This is a genomic window from Oceanobacillus alkalisoli, assembly GCF_022213125.1.
Lineage (GTDB): Bacteria > Bacillota > Bacilli > Bacillales > Amphibacillaceae > Oceanobacillus > Oceanobacillus alkalisoli.
This window is the reverse complement of record NZ_JAKNRA010000004.1, coordinates 65,165-86,408: the sequence shown is the minus strand read 5'-3', so window position 1 is coordinate 86,408 and position 21,244 is coordinate 65,165. Positions and strand designations below refer to the sequence as shown.

Genomic DNA, 21,244 nt, shown 5'->3' with positions numbered 1-21,244 from the left:
GACACTGAATGAAGGTAAGAGATTTATCTGTACTAATTGGAGTTATATTAATTATTATGATGCTCGTCATTCCGCTTCCGGGTGGCATTTTAAGTGTACTTATTCTTGTTAATATTATAATATCCTTAATCGTAATTCTTGTCGCGATGAACACAACGGAAGTACTTCAGTTCTCTGTTTTCCCGACCCTTCTTCTATTGGTTACATTATTTAGGTTAGGTTTAAACGTCTCGACAACAAGAGCAATCCTTTCTGAAGGTGATGCGGGCGGTGTCGTTGAAACATTCGGATCGTTCGTTATTGGGGGTAACCCGCTTGTTGGATTTGTCGTCTTTATTATTCTCGTAATTATTAACTTCTTAGTCATTACAAAGGGTTCGGAACGGGTAGCAGAAGTAGCAGCTAGATTCTCGCTGGATTCCATGCCAGGTAAGCAAATGAGTGTCGATGCAGACCTGAATGCAGGACTAATTACAGAACAAGAATCAAAAGAACGCCGAAAGAAAATCGAAAAGGAAGCAGATTTTCACGGTTCAATGGACGGTGCAAGTAAATTTGTAAAAGGTGATGCGATTGCTGGGATCATCATTGTTATTATCAATATCGTAGTTGGGATTATTATCGGTATGCTTCAGATGGGATTATCCTTAAATGAATCGGTTGGATTGTTTACTAGTCTAACAGTAGGTGATGGATTAGTTACTCAGATTCCAGCACTTCTAATGTCGACGGCAACTGGAATTGTCGTTACTCGAGCAAGTGATGGGGAGAATCTGAGTACAGATGTTGTAAAACAAATCACCCAATATCCTAAACTTTTATACGTGGCCGCAGGAACGGTATTTCTGCTTGGTTTAACACCTATCAATTTTTTCCTGACGACAGGCCTTGCAGGTCTATTATTTTTCACCGGCTATATGATGGACCGAAGACCCGACATACCGGATGAACCGGATGAAGAAGAATTGGATGAAGCAGAGAGTGCGAAATTGCATACACCGGAAAATGTTGTAAATTTAATTAATCTTGATCCGATTGAATTCGAGTTCGGGTATGCGCTGATCCCACTTGCCGATGCGAATCAAGGTGGGGATTTACTGGAAAGAGTAATTATGATTCGACGGCAATTGGCAATTGAACTTGGGATGGTTATCCCGGTTGTACGAATCAGAGACAATATTCAGCTGAATCCGAATGAATATCGCTTGAAGATCAAAGGCAATGAAGTGGCAAAAGGTGAATTGATGCTCGATCATTACTTAGCAATGGCACCGGATATGGATGATGACGGAATTGAAGGAATTGATACATTGGAACCAGCCTTTGGTTTACCTGCGAAATGGATTACTGAAGAATATAAAGATGAAGCGGAACTTTCTGGTTATACAGTCGTTGACCCGCCATCTGTCGTTTCTACTCATATTACAGAAGTAATTAAACAGCATGCACATATCTTACTTGGCAGAGAGGAAACGAAACAGCTTATCGACCACTTGAAGGAATCGAATCCCCTGCTTGTCGAAGAAGTTAGTCCTGAGCCACTTGCAATTGGAGATATTCAAAAAGTATTGGCAAAACTGCTGCGAGAAAATGTATCCATTCGTAATTTACCGGTGATTTTTGAAACACTGGCTGACTTTTCTAAGATGACGAATGACACAGAATTACTGGCAGAATATGTTAGACAATCATTATCACCTCAATTAACAACACAGTATACGAATCCCGACCGCAGTCTTACTGTCCTTACCGTATCAGGGAAAGTGGAGAAGCTGCTGGCAGAAAGTATTCAGCATACTGAACATGGGAATTATTTATCACTTGACCCAGATAAACAACAAGAAGTGATTACAACGATTCATCAGGAAGTGGAGAAGTTAACGCTTCAAGAAGATACTGCGATTGTTTTATGCTCACCTGCAATTAGAATGTATTTAAAGCAACTGCTTGATCGCTTCTTGCCGCAGGTTGTTGTCCTTTCCTATAACGAATTAGAGCCGGATGTTCAAGTACAAAGTGTAGGGGTGGTGAATATTGCGTGAAGATTAAAAAATATATAGCCAATACAATGCCAGAGGCAATGCATGAAGTGAGGAAAGAGTTCGGCCCGGAAGCAGTTATTCTTCGATCGAAAGAAATTAAACAAAGAGGTTTCCTTGGTCTTTTTCAAAAGAAGAAAATTGAAGTCATCGCAGCGCATGATCCAGAGCCACTTGAACGTGATACAAAGCTTGCGGTCAATCAGGAATTTACATCGAAACAAACGAATAAACCTCAAGCTCGTCAGCAAACAACAGATCCAATACTTAAAGAAATTCAAAGTTTAAAGAAGTTGATGGAACTGGAAGCGTCAAAAAATGCTGACGATCTTCCGGCAGTTTATCAGCTTGCTCTTCAGCAGCTTCTTGACCAAGAAGTGGAGAATCGGCTCGCCGAAGAAATCATTCGAGAAACAATCGCTCTGCTGGATGATGGAGAAAATGAAGTAACGGAAGCGGATATCTTAATGGCAATGAAACGAGTGATTCATAGTGAGCTGAATACATTGCCCTCCCGCGGTATTACGGGTGAACGGCAAATCGTTCAATTTGTCGGTCCTACTGGAGTCGGTAAGACAACAACGATTGCTAAAATTGCGGCCGGGCTTATTCTTCAAGAGAAAAAGAAGGTTGCATTCATTACAACAGATACATATCGGATTGCTGCGGTAGAACAATTAAAAACCTATGCTCGAATTCTAAATATACCACTGGAAGTCGCTTACCATGTCGAAGATTATAAACAGGCAATTGAAAGGTTTACCGATTACGACGTTATTCTTGTCGATACAGCAGGAAGGAATTTCCGTACTAAAACGTATGTTAACCAACTCAAAGAAATGATGGACGATGTACCGCCCATTGCAACTTATCTTGTATTGGCGCTTACTGCTAAATCAAAGGATGTACAGGAAGTATTTGACCAATTTCATGACATACCACTTACTGAAGTGATTTTTACGAAAATAGACGAAACAACACAATATGGGACAATTCTATCTATTGCTTTAAATAATCGGATTGGGATCGCCTATTTAACAAACGGACAGGATGTTCCGGATGATTTAATAAAACCTGATGCCACTTTCATTAGTGATCTGATTGTGGGGAAAGCCGATGACTGATCAAGCGAATAGTCTAAGAAGGAAGATGAAGACACCACATCCAACGCGTGGGGCGAGGACGATTGCTTTCATTAGTGGTAAAGGTGGTGTGGGCAAGTCTAATATTTCACTCAACTTCTCACTCGAGTTGATACGTCGCAATAAAAAGGTGGTTCTCTTTGATCTCGATGTGGGTATGGGTAATATAAACATCCTACTCGGTCTACAGCCTAAAAATACAATTGTAGACTTATTCAATGAACAGTTATCAATCATTGAAACGATTGAAAAGGGTCCAGAAGGCTTGGCTTATATTGCAGGCGGGACTGGCCTTAGTCGATTTTTAGAAATGAAGCAGGCGGATAAGGATTTTTTTTATGAACAGTTTGAACTGCTGACAGAGATGTATGATTATATTATTTTCGATATGGGTGCCGGCATAACAGAGACGAGTCTATTTTTTATTTTGGCTGCAGACGAATGTATGGTAGTTACGACAGGAGAACCAACTGCAATAACGGATGCCTATAGTATGATTAAGCAGATTACGAGTAATGGAGGAACGATGCCAATCCATCTTATTTTAAACCGGGCTAGATCACAAGGCGAATCAACTACGCTCAAGCAACTTCAGAAAGTAATTAGACAGTTTCTTCAAATTGAAGTATATCCATTAGGTCTCATACCCGAAGATAAGCATGTCGTTCAAGCAGTTATCCGGCAAATTCCATATTCTATCTTTAATGAAAAAGCCCCGGCCGCTCGATCAATTAAACAAATTACGGAAAGCTACCTGCACAATGAAACAGATATTACATTAACAGATAAGCCGGCTTTTCTTAAAAAAATAAAAAATCTGCTAAGAGGTAAACTTTAATGGAAAAAGTTCGTGTACTTGTTGTAGACGATTCTGCTTTTATGCGGAAGATGATCACAGACATATTAGAAAGTGATGAGCGTATTAAAGTAATTGGCACAGCAAGAAACGGAAGCGATGGTATTGAAAAAATCAAAAGGTTTCAGCCGGATGTTGTCACAATGGATGTTACGATGCCAGTTCTTGATGGAATCTCAGCACTAAGGGAAATTATGACTACCATGCCTTTACCTGTCATTATGCTATCGAGTAAATCAGGAAGAGGGACGGACCATACGTTGAAGGCGATAGAGAATGGAGCCGTTGACTTCATCATGAAACCTTCTGGAGCGATTTCGTTGAACATCGAAACGATCCAGAAAGAAATCATTTCTAAAGTAATCGCTGCAAAGGATGCAATGATTTCAGCTCGTCGTCCGGTTAAGGAACAAGCATTCCGAACCTTTCCTCAATCCTCCATGCCGACAAGACGAACAGCTAAAGATAATTCCCTTATTGCAATAGGCACATCTACAGGCGGTCCGAGAGCGCTGCAACAGGTCATCACAGATTTACCCGAAGACTTTCAAACACCGATACTGATTGTACAACATATGCCGCCATATTTTACAAAATCACTTGCGGAACGCTTAAATAAATTGACAAAACTTCATGTGAAAGAAGCGATGGATGGCGATTGTTTACAAGCACGCTCTATTTATATCGCTCCCGGTGACTTTCATATGGTTGTTGAAGAGCATGGGACGGAATATAGGATAAAACTTACGAAATCCCCGCCAGTGAATAATCATCGTCCGTCTGTCGATTCCCTATTCCATTCGATTGCAATGCTTGAAAATGTGAATAAAACAGCAGTTATCCTAACTGGAATGGGAAGTGATGGTTCAGACGGTATCCGTCAAATTAAAAAAGTAGATAAGCGAGCTTTTGTCATCGCTGAATCAATAGAAAGCACCGTCATTTACGGAATGCCTAAAGCTGCTTATGAAACGGGATTAGTCGATCAGGTACTGCCATTACATCAAATAGGACATTTTCTCGGAAAATTAACATAAACCCTTAAACCTGTATGCAACAGGGTTAAAGAAGGAGATGGAAACATGGAGCATTCTATAAGAAATCATTTAAAAGTCATTGTCTTTCAGTTGCACAACGAGGAATATGCATTACCAGTTGAATACATCGGTGCGATTGAAAGAATTCATCCAATTACACGTATTCCTCGCGCTGAGGAATTCGTAAAAGGTGTTATTAACTTACGAGGTGTCATTATCCCGATTATTGATTTACGCTTGCGTTTCGGAATGCCTGAAACGGAACTGTCGGAAGAGAATCGTATCATTATTGTGAATAAGAATGGTCTTGAAGTCGGCTTAATTGTTGACACAGCAAGTGATGTCATCGATCTGGAAATGGATAAAATGGAACCGAAACCGGAAGTTGTCGGCTCTGTAGCGGCCAATTATATTGACGGTGTGATCAAAGTTGAAGACAGATTGCTTATCTTGCTTGATCTCGAGAAAATTCTTCTTTCGGAGCAGCATGTTCAAGCGATGAAAGAAGAAGGACAGAGGCCTTATGAAATATAAAAGTTTATCTTCTTTCCAATTCGATGTATTACGAGAGGTGGGAAATATTGGAGCTGGAAATGCTGTTACAGCATTATCCCAATTATTAAACCTTAAAATCGAAATGGCCATCCCTTCTGTTAATGTTGTTTCTTTTGATGAAATGATGGAATTGATTGGCGGACCAGAGAAAAAAGTTGTCGCTATATTATTTCGCATCTATGGTGAGGCACCAAGTAACGTCTTTTTTGTTTTATCCGTCGAAGAAGCTGAGTTACTGATCCGCACGATGACAAATAACCCGACATATGAATTCAAAGAGAATATAAGCAAAGATTCGCTGGAGTTTTCAGTACTAGAGGAAGTTGGTAATATTGTTACCGGATCTTATATTTCGGCATTGTCCGATTTTACGCATTTACATTTACAGCCTTCCGTTCCCCATTTGGGAATTGATATGGCAGCAGCAGTTCTGACATATGGCCTAATCGATATCTCTCAAGCTTCGGACTATGCGATTGTTATTGATTCAAAAGTAAATAGTCAGGGAACAAGCGATGTATTGGAGGGAAATTTTTTCCTGTTGCCAAACCCTGGGTCTTTACAAATTATATTCAGCGCGTTAGGAATACAAGAAAATGAATAAAGTAGGAACAGTTGTCAGAGTTGGGATTGCCGATCTGAATACGGTTCGTACACCAGATAGGATTCGAACATTGGGACTTGGCTCTTGTGTAGGGATTGTCATTTATGATGAAATGAAACAAATTGCTGGGCTGGCACATATTTTATTACCTGATTCAACCGTGACGAGGCAAAAAACGGTCAATACATATAAATATGCGGATACTGCTATTCCATATTTAGTCCAAAGGTTATTGCAAATGGGGGCGAGACATTCTGCGCTAAAGGCCAAAATAGCCGGTGGGGCAGAAATGTTCAAGTTCGATTCCGGATCCGATTTATTACGGATTGGTCCGCGGAATATCGAAGCAACGCTAACAGAGTTGGAAAAGTTAAAAATCCCTGTTATTGCTAAAGATGTTGGAGGAAATATCGGAAGAACGATTGAATTTAATCCTGCAACAAGCGAATTAAACATTAGAAAAGTGAATAGAGAAGAAATCGTCATGTAAGGAGAACCATGAACGGATGTTTAGAAGGAGGGAGTGGAGTACCATGAATTCAGGAATGTCATCGGAAGAACAACAGCTTTGGAAGCAGTGGAATACGCAACAGCATCATGACGTTTTAAATGAAATCATTGCATATTATATGTATCTTGTAGATTATCATTCGGAGCGGATTTCCAGTCACTTGCCGAACAATGTGAGTAAAGATGATATAAGAAGTTTTGGTCTCCTCGGCTTGTATGATGCCGTTACGAAATTCGAATCGAAACGAAATCTCAAATTTGACACCTATGCCTCCTTCCGAATTAAGGGAGCAATCATGGACGGACTTCGTAAGGAAGATTGGCTGCCTCGTTCGTTAAGAGAGAAGACGAAAAGAATTGAGCGTACAGCGGAACAATTGGAGCAGCAACTACAACGAACACCTACCTCTAAAGAAATCGGCAAGCAGCTTGATCTGTCAGAAGACGAAGTAGAATCCATTGTAAAAGATTCCTTGTTCGCGAATGTGCTTTCAATTGAAGAAAAGTCGAGAACGAATGATGAATTTAATGAAGGAATTGGTTATACGATTCCAGATGAAAACGCTGCAACACCTGAAGATGAAATTTATCAAGAAGAATTGAAGCAGGATTTATTGGATGGAATCAAGGGGCTAAATGAAAGGGAACAGCTTGTAATCGATCTTTTTTATCATCAAGAATTAACCTTTACTGAAATTGGACAAACATTAAACCTGACAACATCTAGAATTTCACAGATCCATAAAAAAGCGATTTTTACATTAAGAAATGTATTAACAAAGATCGTTGAATAACTTGGTTGTCAGTTTTTGGGGGAATTGGCTTGGAAAGAATAAATAAATATTTTCGGATACGGTTAAAAGCCAACCATATGATTGCGGAAGTACATTGCACTGATGATTTTCATGATTTAGAGGAAAAAATGCGTATCGATATGACAATTTGGAAGCAGTATTTAACCGAAAACAAAGTTGTTTACGGTATCCAGTACCAAGCACTTTCTCAATTAGCAGAGGACCCTTCTACCGTTGAATATCCGATTGTTATTGCAAAAGGCTTACATCCGGAAAAGGGAAAGGATGGTAAATTTGCTTTCTTAGTCGATTTTAAACAGGATATGAAAAAAGATGAGGAGTGGAATTTCCGGGAAGTGATGACAATCCCTTCTGTAAATAAAGGTCAAAAACTTGCTAAACTTGTTTATCCCGAAGAGGGGACAGACGGTAAAAACGTGATGGGGAATGTGGTTAAAGCTCCACAAGGTAAAGCCATTGCTATCCTCCGCGGGAAAAATGTTGTGTTCAACGAAGCGGACAATTGTTATTATGCTACGGAGAATGGGCAGTTGAGCTATTCGGGAAGGAAAATAGAAGTTTTCCCAGAATATCATGTTAATGAGACGTTGACGATGAAAACTGGAAACCTTAACTTTGTCGGATCGATTATTATCCACGGGGATGTTCCGACTGGATTTACTGTTAAAGCTGACGGTGATATTAAGATTTTCGGAATGGTCGAAGCTGCAACACTCATTGCCGGGGGATCAATTTACATTTCAGAGGGGATTGCTGGACAAGAGAAGGGATGCTTGAAAGCGCAGGGAAATATACAACTTGGTTACATTAATCAGGCGAAGATTTTCACCGGCAATGATTTGTATGTGGAAAATTCTATTCTTCATAGTGAATGTGTTGTACACGGACATGTCTTCTCCCAAAAAGGGAATATTATTGGCGGAACACTATCAGCTGGGAAAACAATTGAAGTGAAGGATATCGGGACGAAACTCAATACGAAAACTGAAATTATACTTGGAGTTAATAAAGCAATGGCAGACAAGGAACAAGCTTTAAAGAAAAAACAGAAAGAACAGGAAGAGATGCTAAGAAAGTTAAAATTGCTTGGAGAGAAACTCGCAACCCAAAGTGATCATAACGCTAAGGTACGAATCGCTAAACTCCGTCAGAAACATTCCATGGAAATGGTGAAAAATGAACTTCATGAGATCCAAGAGGAGCTGGGCGAGATGAATGCAGAGATGGGAGATCTCCGCGACACTCAATTGGTTGTAAGAAACTTCATTTATCAAAATGTCACGGTTACATTCGGGAAATATAAACGGGTGATGAACACCGATTATCATTATGTACAATTCAACTTGTTCCACAATGAAATTGCGCTTCAGCAATTGTTTTAGGGGAACAATAAGTTCGTATCTGTAAGCAGGCTAGATGTGGAAAGGATCGGTGAAAGGGATGGGGCTGAAATCGATTGAAATGCAAGTAGCACTACCACGAACACAGGATGCCGGAAAAGTTCAAGAACAGATGCAGAAACAAGGAGAACAACTTCAAGGAGCATTACTTCAATCCCAACTGGAAAAAGAAAAAATAAAACGTACACAAGTCCAGCAATCGGAGAAATCGAGTAAGCTAAAGAAGAAGGAAGAATCCGGTGAAGTCGAAAAAGAAGAAACAAAGGCAAAAGAACTACAAGAACATACGCAGATAAAGGAGCATCCTTACCTCGGTAAACGAATCGATTATAGCGGATAAGGAGTACTGTCATGGTTTCATTATTAATGATCAGTTTTATTTTACATTTAATTACACTTGCAGCAATCTTTCAGTTGCTAAAGAAAGTTCAGCAAATGGAAAATATGTCTAATTCTAATGAACTCACAGCAGCATTAGAACGTTCCTTAGAAGAAATCAAGGCGGAAAACGACCGATTGCAAACTTTAATGACGAATCAAAAACAAGTCAAGAAGGATGACCAAGATAACACAATCGATGAGCCTGCCGACGAAAAAGTACCTACCAATGAAACGCAGCCAGTTGAGAAAGAAGATGTAGATCATCTGATTGGTGATGCACCGGGTTATAAAGTGGAAGCATCTTTAGAATCCCGAGTCATGCAACTTTATGCAAAAGGTCTTACAATTGAAGAAATCGCTAAGACCCTTGATTGTGGTAAAACGGAAGCAGAGTTGATTACTCGTTTATACAATAAATAAAAAACTTGCTTACTCTATCTAGTTATGGTATATTAATCTTTGGTGTAAAACTCTTGTCGAATTAAGACAAGTAATAACACACGTCCCGGGATTTGCTTATAAGGTGCCAGATTGCCAATGGTCTATGAGCAGAAAGGAACGGGGCGGAGGAAAACTAACCAATAGGAGGAATTTAAAATGGCAGCAATTTCAATGAAACAATTACTTGAAGCTGGTGTACATTTCGGTCACCAGACACGCCGTTGGAACCCGAAAATGAAGAAATATATCTTCACGGAACGTAACGGTATTTACATCATCGACCTGCAAAAGACTGTGAAAAAGGTTGAAGAAGCTTATAACTACGTAAGAGAATTGGCGGCAAATGGCGGTACACTTCTTTTCGTAGGTACAAAAAAACAAGCACAGGACTCTGTTCGTGATGAAGCACTCCGCTCCGGCATGTTCTATGTGAACCAGCGCTGGTTAGGTGGAACGCTAACGAACTTCCAAACAATCCGTAAACGTATCGAGCGTTTGAAAGAAATTGAAAGAATGGAAGAAGACGGTACATTTGAAGTGCTTCCTAAGAAAGAAGTAGGAGAGCTTCTAAAAGAAAGAGATCGTCTTGTTAAATTCCTAGGTGGAATCAAAGATATGAAGAAGCTTCCAGATGCAATGTTCGTTATTGATCCACGTAAAGAACGAATTGCAATTGCTGAAGCTCATAAATTGAATATTCCGATCATCGGTATTGTCGATACAAACTGTGATCCGGATGAAATTGACTATGTAATCCCAGCTAACGATGATGCAATCCGTGCTGTTAAATTATTGACTTCAAAAATGGCTGATGCTATTTTAGAAGGGAAACAAGGTGAAGAAACAGCAGAAGTGGAAGCTCCAGTTGAAGAAACAGCTGAAGAAAATAAAGCTGAAACAGAAGCTGAAGCTGAAGCAACTGCAGAAGCCTCAACTCAAGAATAATTTTCTAAAAAAGTGAGGGTGATAAGAGGATAATTACCTTTTATCACCTTTTTTTAAAGAAGGAAATACGGAATCTTTAAAGGAGGATTTTTACAAATGGCAATTACAGCTAAATTGGTTAAAGAATTACGTGAAAAAACTGGTGCAGGTATGATGGACTGTAAGAAAGCACTTGAAGCAACAGATGGTGACATTGATAAAGCAATCGATTTCTTACGTGAAAAAGGGATGGCTTCCGCTGCTAAGAAAGCAGACCGAATTGCTGCAGAAGGACTTACTCACGTTGAAATTGATGGCAACACTGCAGTTTTACTTGAAGTAAACTGTGAAACAGACTTCGCATCAAAGAACGATCAGTTTAAAGAGTTATTAGTTAAAATTGGTAAAGGACTTCTAGCTAACAAACCAGAAACGGTTGAAGCTGCACTAGAAGGAACGGTCGAAGGCGAGAAATTAGAAGCACTTATTAACAATGCAATTTCTACAATCGGTGAGAAAATCTCTTTACGCCGTTTCACTATTTTCGAAAAAACAGATAACGATGCATTCGGTTCTTACTTGCATATGGGCGGAACAATCGGTGTTGTAACTGTTCTTGAAGGAACAACCGATGAAGAAGTTGCCAAAGACGTGGCAATGCACGCAGCAGCAATTAACCCTCGCTATGTAAATCGTGAAGATGTGGCAGAGGACGAAGTAAATCGCGAACGTGAAGTTCTAAAACAACAAGCGCTTAACGAAGGTAAACCAGCCAATATTGTTGAAAAAATGGTTGAAGGCCGTCTTGGCAAATTCTTTGAACAAATCGTTCTTGTTGAACAAGCATTTGTTAAAGATCCTGATGTTAAAGTGAAGAAATTTGTAGCAGACAAAGGTGCAAGCGTGAAGACATTCGTACGCTATGAAGTAGGCGAAGGAATGGAAAAACGTGAAGAAAACTTTGCTGAAGAAGTAATGAGCCAAATTAAAAAGTAAGCTAAATGTAAAATAGGGAACGTAAATGTTCCCTATTTTACCATGGTTGCATACAAATGAATAAATGAAGAAAAAACATATCATAATAATATAATTGTGATGGAGGTTATTATGACAACAGCAAAGTACCAGAGAATTGTATTAAAATTAAGTGGAGAAGCATTGAGTGGGGATCAAGGCAGTGGTATTGATCCAAAAGTCATTCACTCCATTGCAGGCCAAGTAAAAGAGGTTGCAGACCTTGGAGTAGAAGTCGCAATCGTTGTTGGCGGAGGAAACATCTGGAGAGGTAAGGTCGGTAGTGAAATGGGTATGGACCGTGCATCGGCTGACTACATGGGTATGCTGGCAACCGTTATGAATTCATTAGCATTACAAGATGGACTGGAAATGATTGGAATTCCAACAAGAGTTCAGACATCCATTGAAATGCGCCAAGTTGCTGAACCGTACATAAGAAGAAAAGCAATTCGCCACTTGGAGAAGAAGCGTGTTGTCATTTTTGCCGCCGGTACAGGAAACCCTTATTTTTCAACCGATACGACTGCAGCATTAAGAGCCGCAGAAATTGAAGCAGAAGTAATTTTAATGGCAAAAAATAATGTTGATGGCGTTTATTCGGATGACCCGCTAGTAAATAAAGATGCTGTCAAATATGATAATTTATCTTATTTGGATATGATTAATGAAGGTCTTGGAGTAATGGATTCCACGGCTTCATCACTCTGTATGGATAATAACATTCCATTAATTGTCTTTTCGATAACGGAAGAAGGTAATATTAAACGCGTTGTTGAAGGCGAGACAATTGGAACAACAATAAGGGGGAAATAAATGATGGCAAATTCTGTGTTAAATGAAATGAAAGAAAAAATGGAACTTGCAGTACAAGCATTTACGCGAAACTTAGCTACTGTTCGAGCAGGAAGAGCAAACCCTAACCTGTTAGACAGTGTTTTTGTCGATTACTATGGTGCAGCAACACCTCTTAATCAGCTTGCATCAGTTGGTGCGCCTGAAGCGCGTTTACTAGTCGTAACACCTTATGACAAGACAGCTTTAGGAGACATTGAAAAAGGCATTCAGAAAGCAAATCTCGGACTTTCTCCATCTAATGATGGAAATGTAATCCGCATCAGCATTCCTGCATTAACAGAAGAACGACGGAAAGAGCTTGTGAAGGTTGTCGGTAAATTTGCGGAAGAATCTCGTGTTCAGGTGCGAAATATTCGCCGTGAAGCTAATGATCAATTGAAAGCTTTGGAAAAGGATTCAGGGATTACAGAAGATGAATTACGTAAATTCCAGGATGATGTTCAAAAAGAAACAGACCAATTCATTACCAAGATTGAACAGCTTGTAAAAGATAAAGAAAATGAAATTATGGAAGTATAATATATAGTTCACACTTTATTATTACTGCTTAAACGTGTAAAATCAATGTAGCCCTCTTTCTATAAGGGGGCTTTTGTATTTTTACTGGAATATCGTTATAATGTAATTTGTAACACTTAGTGACAAATGAATGGGTTATAACTAATGATCTCAACTTTAGCATTTAAAAATCAAATGCACTTCCTGTTGCTTTCATTCAGCTTAAGTATTTGCGCATTCTCTTGGATAGATTTCCAATCGCCGTTCAGTTGCCCGGTGGACGGATGCGCATCCTAGGCACGGGCTGAGCTCCTCGGGCTGAGCGAGGAAGCTTGCCGGCCGCTCAGCAGGTGCGAGAGGTGTCTGGACTGCGGACCTCCAGTAGAAGTTTCGGAGTTTGACACACACTTACGCTGAATGAAAGTGATTTACATCTTTATTATTATTTTATGAGATGTTTTGTTGCTTTAGAGTATGAAAGTTGAGTAATGAAGGACATGCTGCAAGCATATAGATGAAAGTGATATATTCTGCAGATGGAATAGGAAGTCAGAAATTCGGAGGACCTAAGATGTCTATGAAAATACCGTTTATTAAAAACAAAGAAACTGATGACAAGCTCATCAACTTATCAGAGAATATACCCAACCATGTAGCAATCATTATGGATGGAAACGGACGCTGGGCAGAAAGCCGTCGTTTACCAAGAATTTCAGGACATAAGGAAGGCGTAAAAGCAGTGATGAAAGTGGTTCGGGCTGCTAATCAAGCAAATGTGAAGATATTGACTTTGTACGCTTTTTCTACGGAAAATTGGAATCGTCCAAAATCGGAAATTGATTTTTTAATGAAACTGCCAAAAGAGTTCTTGCATATTTATCTTCCAGAGTTAATGACCAACAATGTTAGAATCGAAACAATCGGCAATTTTGATGCACTTCCAGCACATACTCAAAAAACGGTTCAATACGCCATGAATAAAACAAAAGAAAACGATGGATTATTACTTAATTTTGCTTTGAACTATGGTAGCAGATATGAAATTATGCATGCAATCAAACAGATTATGCATGATGTGGATGGAAATAAAGTTTCCATTCAATCATTGAACGAAGAAGTGTTTTCAAAATACCTTTATACAAATGGTTTGTCTGACCCTGACTTACTCATCCGTACAAGTGGTGAGAAGCGGCTCAGCAACTTCTTGCTTTGGCAGCTTGCATATAGTGAATTTTGGTTTACGGATGTTCTTTGGCCGGATATGGACGAGAATACATTTAATCAAGCGATACAAGATTATCAAAAGAGGAAACGACGTTACGGAGGTATTTAAGGTGATGAAAATTATATGAAGCAACGAATTATAACAGCAATTCTAGGATTAATCGTATTCCTTCCGTTTGTAATTATCGGTGACTTGCCGTTTATCTTGTTCATCTACTTACTTGCGACAATAGGTTTGATGGAATTGTTGCGAATGAGAGAAATACCTCTTGTTTCCATTCCGGGGTTAATAGGAACGATTGGAATATGGCTTGTGTTACTACCGGATAAATCGACTCTGTTTTCCAACGGATTTTTCTCAATAACCGATGTGTTTACTGTAATTATTCTATTTTTACTCGCTTATACTGTATTAGTCAGGAATAAATTTACATTTGATGCGGCTGGATTTGTTATCCTCGCTGCATTGTATGTAGGAATTGGGTTTTATTTCTTGATTGAAACAAGACTTGGCGCCAGCGGATTCAGCAATATTCTGTTTGCCTTTTTCATCATATGGGCAACGGATACGGGAGCATATTTTGTTGGGAAATCATTTGGAAACCGCAAATTATGGCCGGATATTAGCCCAAATAAAACAGTGGAAGGCGCAATCGGAGGAATTATCACTGCATGCGTTGTTGCTGTAATTTTCCACCTTGTCCATCCATTCCCACACTCGATGCTAATCGTTATTGTTGTAACTATTTTTGCTTCGATGGTAGGACAAGTAGGGGATTTAGTGGAATCTGCATTTAAGCGCCATTACGGAGTAAAAGATTCCGGTAAAATATTACCTGGTCACGGCGGTATTCTAGACCGTTTTGACAGTCTGCTTTTTGTTTTACCATTCCTGCATATCATCCAGTTTATTTAAACAGCCGGCCAATCGTGTTCTCTGTTGTACAAATAGGGGAAAAAGAGTAAACTTAGCTAAATAGATTGAGGTAAGTAAAGATTTCAGATTGAAAGAGGTGCTTCATTTGACTACAGTTATCGCCTTTATATTTATGTTCGGCCTGCTCGTTTTTATTCATGAATGGGGTCATTTAATCTTTGCAAAACGCGCTGGCATGTTAGCTAGAGAATTTGCAATCGGTTTTGGTCCAAAAGTGTTTTCTTTTACAAGAAATGAAACACTGTATACCATTCGTCTTATTCTAGCAGGCGGGTACGTGCGTGTTGCAGGTGAAGACCCGGAAATAATTGAATTGAAACCTGGACATCATATTGGTCTTGATTTTAATAAAGATAATAAAGTAGATAAGATTATTGTCAATAATAAAGACAAGCATCTGAATGCACGGATTATTGAAGTGGAGCGCGTCGATCTTGATCATGATTTAATTATTGAGGGTTATGAATTGGATGATGAAGATACGAAATTGACGTTCCACGTTGATGAAAAGGCGTTTTTCATTATGGATGAGAGAGAGACGCAAATCGCTCCCTATGATCGACAATTTGCTTCGAAAAGTCCTGCTCAGCGGGCAATGCAATTATTTGCAGGTCCGATGATGAACTTTGTGCTGGCAATTGTCATATTCATTATTTTAGGTATCATTCAAGGAACGCCGGTTGAGGAAGCGAAAATGGGAGAAATCGTTGACGATTCTCCAGCTGCAGAAGTTGGGATGGTCGAGGGAGATGAAGTAACCCGGATTAATGATACCCCAATTTCAACTTGGGAGGAGTTCACTTCGATTGTTCGGGAAAACCCGGCTAGTGAACTGCAATTAACCTTTGTACGTGAGGGTCAAAAAGAACAAGTTATGGTTACACCCAATGAAATCGAAACTGTTGATGAAAAAGGAGAGCCGATTCAAATTGGACAAATCGGTGTCTTTCCCGCTTATGAAAAATCAGTTCTTGGTACACTGACCTATGGCTTTGAGCGAACGTACGAAACGACAAAGCTCATTCTTACTAACCTAATGATGTTAGTTACAGGTCAAGTATCCATCGAATTATTGTCAGGGCCAGTCGGGATATATGATGCAACAGACCAGATTGTTCAAACCGGATTCTGGAATTTCCTGCTCTGGACAGCAATGCTCAGTGTAAACTTAGGTGTCATCAACCTTGTTCCATTACCAGCCCTTGACGGTGGCAGGCTCTTATTTGTGGGAATTGAACTCTTACGTGGCAAACCAGTTCCACCTGAAAAAGAAGGACTTTTCCATTTCGTCGGATTCGCATTACTCATGCTACTCATGATCGTAGTAACTTGGAACGACATCCAACGACTATTCCTGTAAACCAACGACTCTTCCCAGCTCCGCAGCCCCCACGGAAAGCGAGAGGTATCGGGACTGCGGACCCCGGATAGAATTGTATCTTTTCAAATCGTTTAATCTTAAATAGTTCAAATTACGAAACCCTTGTCTTATAATGAAGATTAAGGGTTTTAAAATGGTTGTGTAATTAATAACCAAGGGGAGGAGAAATGATGGATTTATCCAAACAAGAAAAAATGAATATCCTGCTCGAACAGATCGAACTTCCACAGGATATGGCGAGTCATTTTTCAAATAGTTATTTAAAAAAATTAGTTGTTCATAAGAAAACACGAATCTGGCATTTTTATGTACACGTAGATTCTATCCTTCCTTATCAAGTATATGAAGTTTTTTGCATGAAACTTAACGATGCTTTTCGCGAAATAGCGAGTGTCGAGCTGACGATTGAAGCAGCTGACACCGATATAGCTGAGGATAATTTAGTTAGTTATTGGAATGATTTCTTACAAAAAGTTCCGCCACTATCTCCAGCTTACAAAGAACTAGTTGAACAACAAACTCCTAAAGTTAACGGTAATAAAATTATGTTAACAGCAAGAAATGAAGCAGAGGCTCAAGCCTTGAAAAATAGATTAATTGAACCGATGCAAAACTACTTTTCTGCTATTGGTGCCATGCAATTCATGTTAGAGATGACAGTGAACAGTAACCCAGATGCCATCCAACGCTTCAAAGAACAGACTGTACTTGAAGATCAGAGAATTGTCATGAACACGGTGAAAGAAAAGGCGAAACGTGATAAAGCTAAAGTGGAAGATGATAATAAACCATTACTTCTCGGTTACCGGATTCCGGACGAACCGATAGCGATGGAAGTTATCGAAGAAGAGGAAAGAAGGGTCACTGTTCAAGGCTATGTATTCTCATCGGACATAAGAGAGCTAAGGTCTGGACGTAGTTTACTCATCATAAAAGCAACAGATTACACCGATTCATTAGAGATTAAAATGTTTTCCCGCGGAGATGAAGATGCAGAGAAATTCAAATCTGCTAAAAAAGGGATATGGATTAAAGCACGGGGAAGTATCCAGACAGACATGTATTCCAATGAGCTTGCAATGATGGCGAATGATATCCAAGAAGTAGAAGTAGCTGAGCGCTTGGATACAGCACCTGAAGAAGAAAAACGGGTCGAGTTGCATGCACATACGACGATGAGTCAAATGGATGCGGTCGTCTCTCCTGGTGCACTCGTCGCACAAGCAGCAAAGTGGGGACATAAAGCTGTCGCGATAACAGATCACGCCGGAGTGCAAGGTTTCCCGGAGGCACATGACGCTAGTAAAAAGCACGATATTAAAGTTTTGTACGGAGTAGAAGCGAATTTAGTTGATGATGGTGTTCCGATTGCTTATAATTCAGCAGACATTGAGCTCGCTGATGCAAGTTATGTCGTTTTCGACGTGGAAACGACAGGGCTTTCCGCCGTATATGATACGATCATTGAACTTGCAGGAGTGCGTATCCAACAAGGCGAAATTGTCGATCGCTTCGAATCTTTCGCTAATCCGCATCATGCCTTGTCGGAAACGACGATTAACTTAACCGGGATTACGGATGACATGGTAAGAAATGCACCCGAAGTAGGGGATGTCTTAAAAGACTTCTACGATTGGATGGGTGACGATATTCTTGTAGCCCATAACGCATCCTTTGACATTGGGTTCCTTAACCAAGGTTTTGAAAGAATCGGTATTGAAAAAGTTAAAAATCCGGTTATTGACACATTAGAACTTGCAAGGTTTTTACTTCCACAATTGAAAAACCACCGTCTGAATACATTGTGTAAACATATGGACATTGAATTGACACAGCATCACCGAGCAATATATGATGCGGAAGCGACAGGTTATTTAACGTGGAAATTTGTGCGGCAGTTACTAGAGCAAGAGATTACGAATCATATGAAATTGAATGATCATATGGGTGAAAGTGATGCCTATCAGCGCTCCCGCCCATCTCACTGTACGATTTTAGCCCAAAATGAAATTGGTTTGAAGAACTTGTACAAGCTTGTTTCTTATGCCCATATTAATTATTTCTACAGGGTTCCGCGGATACCCCGCTCCGTCTTGGAGAAAAACAGGGAAGGATTAATAATTGGGACGGCTTGTGATCAAGGTGAAGTTTTTGAAAAAATGATGCAAACATCTGCGGATGAAGCGGAGAAAGTAGCAAGCTTTTATGATTATATTGAAATACAGCCACCATCTAACTATGTCCATTTAATCGATAAAGAACTAGTACAAAACGAAGCGCAAATATTTGATATTCTGAAGAAGCTAATTGCATTAGGGGAAAGACTGAATAAACCCGTAGTAGCGACTGGGAACGTCCATTATTTGGATGAAAATGATAAACAATACCGGCAAATATTGATCTCATCCCAAGCGGGGAATCCGTTGAATCGCCAAACATTACCAGATACACCAATGCGTACGACAGAAGAAATGCTTGAAGCCTTCAAGTTTTTAGGTGAAGAAAAAGCATATGAAGTTGTCGTGAAAAACACACAAGAGCTCGCTGATCGAATTGAAGCAATTTCTCCGATTAAAGACGGCTTATTTACACCGAGGATCGAAGGTGCAGAACAAGAAATGCGGGACCTTTGCTATACAAAAGCGAAAGAAATTTATGGTGATCCGCTACCGGAAATTGTTACAGCTCGTCTGGAAAAAGAGTTGGATAGTATAATTGGGAACGGGTTCTCTGTTATTTACCTGATTTCCCATAAACTCGTTAAAAAATCATTGGACGACGGTTATCTTGTAGGTTCCAGGGGATCTGTCGGTTCGTCTTTTGTTGCTACGATGACGGAAATTACAGAGGTTAACCCCCTTGTGCCACATTATGTCTGCTTGGATTGTAATTATAGCGAGTTCATCACAGATGGTTCGGTTGCAAGTGGTTTCGACCTACCTGATAAAGCTTGTCCAGAATGTGGAACAGATTTAACCAAAGATGGTCAAGATATTCCATTTGAAACGTTCCTTGGGTTTAAAGGAGATAAAGTACCGGATATTGATTTGAACTTCTCTGGTACATATCAGCCAAGAGCTCATAATTATACAAAAGAACTATTTGGGGACGATTATGTTTACCGAGCAGGAACAATAGGAACGGTCGCAGAAAAAACTGCTTATGGTTATGTTAAAGGTTATGCAAATGACCGGGATTTGAAATTTAAACGGGCGGAAATCGATCGGCTTGTTCAAGGCTGTACCGGAGTAAAACGGACAACTGGTCAACACCCTGGTGGAATAATTGTTGTTCCCGAGGATAAAGAAATCTTTGACTTCACACCAATTCAATTTCCTGCAGATGACCGGAAGAGTGAGTGGCGAACGACCCATTTTGACTTCCATTCTATTGATGAGAACCTGCTGAAACTTGATATACTCGGACATGATGATCCAACCGTTATCCGGATGCTGCAAGACTTGAGTGGAATTGACCCTCAAGCTATTCCTACCGATGATGCGGAAGTAATGAAAATCTTTTCTGGAACGGAATCACTCGGAGTGACTTCGGAACAAATAAATTGTAAAACAGGAACACTTGGAGTGCCGGAATTTGGAACACGTTTTGTCCGGCAGATGCTGGAAGATACAAAACCAAGTACGTTTGCAGAGTTATTAATTATTTCCGGGCTGTCTCATGGTACGGATGTATGGTTAGGGAATGCTCAAGATTTAATTAATGAAGGAATTTGCGAATTGTCTGATGTAATTGGTTGCCGTGATGATATTATGGTGTACCTGATGCAGAAAGGCCTCGAACCAGCACTTGCCTTTACCATTATGGAATTCGTCCGTAAAGGAAGAGGATTGAAAGACGAATGGATTGAAGAGATGAAGAAACATAACGTGCCGGATTGGTACATTGAATCTTGTAAAAAGATTAAGTATATGTTCCCTAAGGCCCACGCAGCAGCTTACGTGTTAATGGCAATACGGATTGCATATTTCAAGGTGCATCACCCGATTCTTTTCTATGCAGCGTATTTCACTGTCCGTGCGAATGACTTTGACCTTGATTCCATGATTAAAGGTTCAGCTGCAATCAGACAACAAATCGACGGAATCACAGCAAAAGGAAATGATGCTTCGCCGAAAGAGAAATCTCTCTTAACCGTTCTTGAGGTTGCTCTTGAAATGTGTGAGCGTGGCTTTTCTTTCCAAAAAGTTGATTTATACCGTTCAAGTGCAACAGAATTTATTGTGGAAGGAGATACATTAATTCCACCATTTAATGCAGTCGACGGTCTAGGTACGAACGCAGCTTTGAATATTGTGGAAGCAAGAAAAGATGGAGAGTTCTTATCGAAAGAAGATTTTCATGAACGAAGTAAAGTTCCAAAGACAGTTCTTGAATATCTTGATCAACACGGCTGTCTGGAGGGGATGGCAGAAAAGAACCAACTTTCTCTCTTTTAATATATCAGTGATTTGCAAACATATTCCAGCTATGATATAATAATTTTCGGAAAGTGTCGATTGAACGATTTAAAGGAGTGGGTCTAAAGCCCACTCCTTCTTCTTAGGAATTTATGCTCTAACTTCGCCCCTAGCCCCTACATAATAGGCTAGGGTTTTATATTGCCACTT

At 39.8% G+C, this 21,244-nt stretch carries 19 protein-coding genes; all 19 read left to right on the top strand.

From position 1 onward, the window contains the following. Window positions 1–8: 8 nt before the first annotated feature. On the top strand, window positions 9–2,042 hold the full coding sequence (gene flhA / locus L3V42_RS07690; RefSeq protein WP_235761550.1) for a flagellar biosynthesis protein FlhA: 2,034 nt from the start codon (window positions 9–11) through the stop codon (window positions 2,040–2,042). Further along, the gene (flhF, locus tag L3V42_RS07685; protein ID WP_235761549.1) at window positions 2,039–3,163 is read left to right on the top strand and encodes a flagellar biosynthesis GTPase FlhF; all 1,125 of its coding nucleotides are present in this window, start codon (window positions 2,039–2,041) and stop codon (window positions 3,161–3,163) included. The genes flhA and flhF overlap by 4 nt, the downstream gene beginning before the upstream one ends. After that, window positions 3,156–4,019 carry a MinD/ParA family protein gene (locus L3V42_RS07680; RefSeq protein ID WP_235761548.1) on the top strand — a complete coding sequence of 288 codons (864 nt, stop codon included), beginning with the start codon at window positions 3,156–3,158 and terminating at the stop codon, window positions 4,017–4,019. Before flhF ends, L3V42_RS07680 begins: the two co-directional genes overlap by 8 nt. Continuing rightward, entirely contained in the window at window positions 4,019–5,074 is a 1,056-nt protein-coding gene (locus L3V42_RS07675; RefSeq protein WP_238471709.1) for a protein-glutamate methylesterase/protein-glutamine glutaminase, read from the top strand. The genes L3V42_RS07680 and L3V42_RS07675 overlap by 1 nt, the downstream gene beginning before the upstream one ends. A 45-nt stretch (window positions 5,075–5,119) precedes the next feature. After that, window positions 5,120–5,608 carry a chemotaxis protein CheW gene (locus tag L3V42_RS07670; RefSeq protein ID WP_238471708.1) on the top strand — a complete coding sequence of 163 codons (489 nt, stop codon included), beginning with the start codon at window positions 5,120–5,122 and terminating at the stop codon, window positions 5,606–5,608. Continuing rightward, window positions 5,598–6,233: a chemotaxis protein CheC gene (locus L3V42_RS07665; RefSeq protein ID WP_235761545.1), complete on the top strand. Its 636-nt coding sequence runs from the start codon at window positions 5,598–5,600 to the stop codon at window positions 6,231–6,233. The genes L3V42_RS07670 and L3V42_RS07665 overlap by 11 nt, the downstream gene beginning before the upstream one ends. After that, window positions 6,226–6,723 carry a chemotaxis protein CheD gene (locus L3V42_RS07660; protein ID WP_235761544.1) on the top strand — a complete coding sequence of 166 codons (498 nt, stop codon included), beginning with the start codon at window positions 6,226–6,228 and terminating at the stop codon, window positions 6,721–6,723. The genes L3V42_RS07665 and L3V42_RS07660 overlap by 8 nt, the downstream gene beginning before the upstream one ends. Before the next feature lie 43 nt (window positions 6,724–6,766). After that, window positions 6,767–7,537 carry a FliA/WhiG family RNA polymerase sigma factor gene (locus L3V42_RS07655; RefSeq protein WP_235761543.1) on the top strand — a complete coding sequence of 257 codons (771 nt, stop codon included), beginning with the start codon at window positions 6,767–6,769 and terminating at the stop codon, window positions 7,535–7,537. A 29-nt stretch (window positions 7,538–7,566) separates the two neighbouring features. Next, window positions 7,567–8,940, top strand: coding sequence for a flagellar assembly protein A (locus tag L3V42_RS07650; RefSeq protein WP_238471707.1), 1,374 nt, complete (start codon window positions 7,567–7,569; stop codon window positions 8,938–8,940). 34 nt (window positions 8,941–8,974) lie between these two features. Continuing rightward, window positions 8,975–9,298 (top strand): hypothetical protein, encoded by a 324-nt coding sequence (locus L3V42_RS07645; protein ID WP_235761541.1) that lies wholly within the window; start codon window positions 8,975–8,977, stop codon window positions 9,296–9,298. An 11-nt stretch (window positions 9,299–9,309) separates the two neighbouring features. Next, a complete protein-coding gene (locus L3V42_RS07640; protein ID WP_235761540.1) occupies window positions 9,310–9,759 on the top strand; it encodes a DUF2802 domain-containing protein in 450 nt (149 codons plus the stop codon). Window positions 9,760–9,936: 177 nt separating this feature from the next. Continuing rightward, the gene (gene rpsB, locus L3V42_RS07635; protein ID WP_235761539.1) at window positions 9,937–10,725 is read left to right on the top strand and encodes a 30S ribosomal protein S2; all 789 of its coding nucleotides are present in this window, start codon (window positions 9,937–9,939) and stop codon (window positions 10,723–10,725) included. A gap of 96 nt (window positions 10,726–10,821) precedes the next feature. After that, window positions 10,822–11,700, top strand: coding sequence for a translation elongation factor Ts (gene tsf, locus L3V42_RS07630; protein WP_235761538.1), 879 nt, complete (start codon window positions 10,822–10,824; stop codon window positions 11,698–11,700). Between the two features lie 111 nt (window positions 11,701–11,811). Next, the gene (gene pyrH, locus L3V42_RS07625) at window positions 11,812–12,534 is read left to right on the top strand and encodes a UMP kinase (RefSeq protein WP_235761537.1); all 723 of its coding nucleotides are present in this window, start codon (window positions 11,812–11,814) and stop codon (window positions 12,532–12,534) included. 3 nt (window positions 12,535–12,537) lie between these two features. Further along, on the top strand, window positions 12,538–13,095 hold the full coding sequence (gene frr / locus L3V42_RS07620; protein WP_235761700.1) for a ribosome recycling factor: 558 nt from the start codon (window positions 12,538–12,540) through the stop codon (window positions 13,093–13,095). Between the two features lie 550 nt (window positions 13,096–13,645). Beyond that, window positions 13,646–14,407, top strand: coding sequence for an undecaprenyl pyrophosphate synthase (gene uppS / locus L3V42_RS07615; RefSeq protein WP_235761536.1), 762 nt, complete (start codon window positions 13,646–13,648; stop codon window positions 14,405–14,407). Window positions 14,408–14,422: 15 nt separating this feature from the next. Then, a complete protein-coding gene (locus L3V42_RS07610) occupies window positions 14,423–15,214 on the top strand; it encodes a phosphatidate cytidylyltransferase (protein ID WP_235761535.1) in 792 nt (263 codons plus the stop codon). A 106-nt stretch (window positions 15,215–15,320) separates the two neighbouring features. Beyond that, window positions 15,321–16,595: an RIP metalloprotease RseP gene (gene rseP, locus L3V42_RS07605; RefSeq protein ID WP_238471706.1), complete on the top strand. Its 1,275-nt coding sequence runs from the start codon at window positions 15,321–15,323 to the stop codon at window positions 16,593–16,595. 191 nt (window positions 16,596–16,786) lie between these two features. Then, the gene (locus L3V42_RS07600; RefSeq protein ID WP_238471705.1) at window positions 16,787–21,073 is read left to right on the top strand and encodes a PolC-type DNA polymerase III; all 4,287 of its coding nucleotides are present in this window, start codon (window positions 16,787–16,789) and stop codon (window positions 21,071–21,073) included. The last annotated feature ends 171 nt before the right edge of the window (window positions 21,074–21,244 follow it).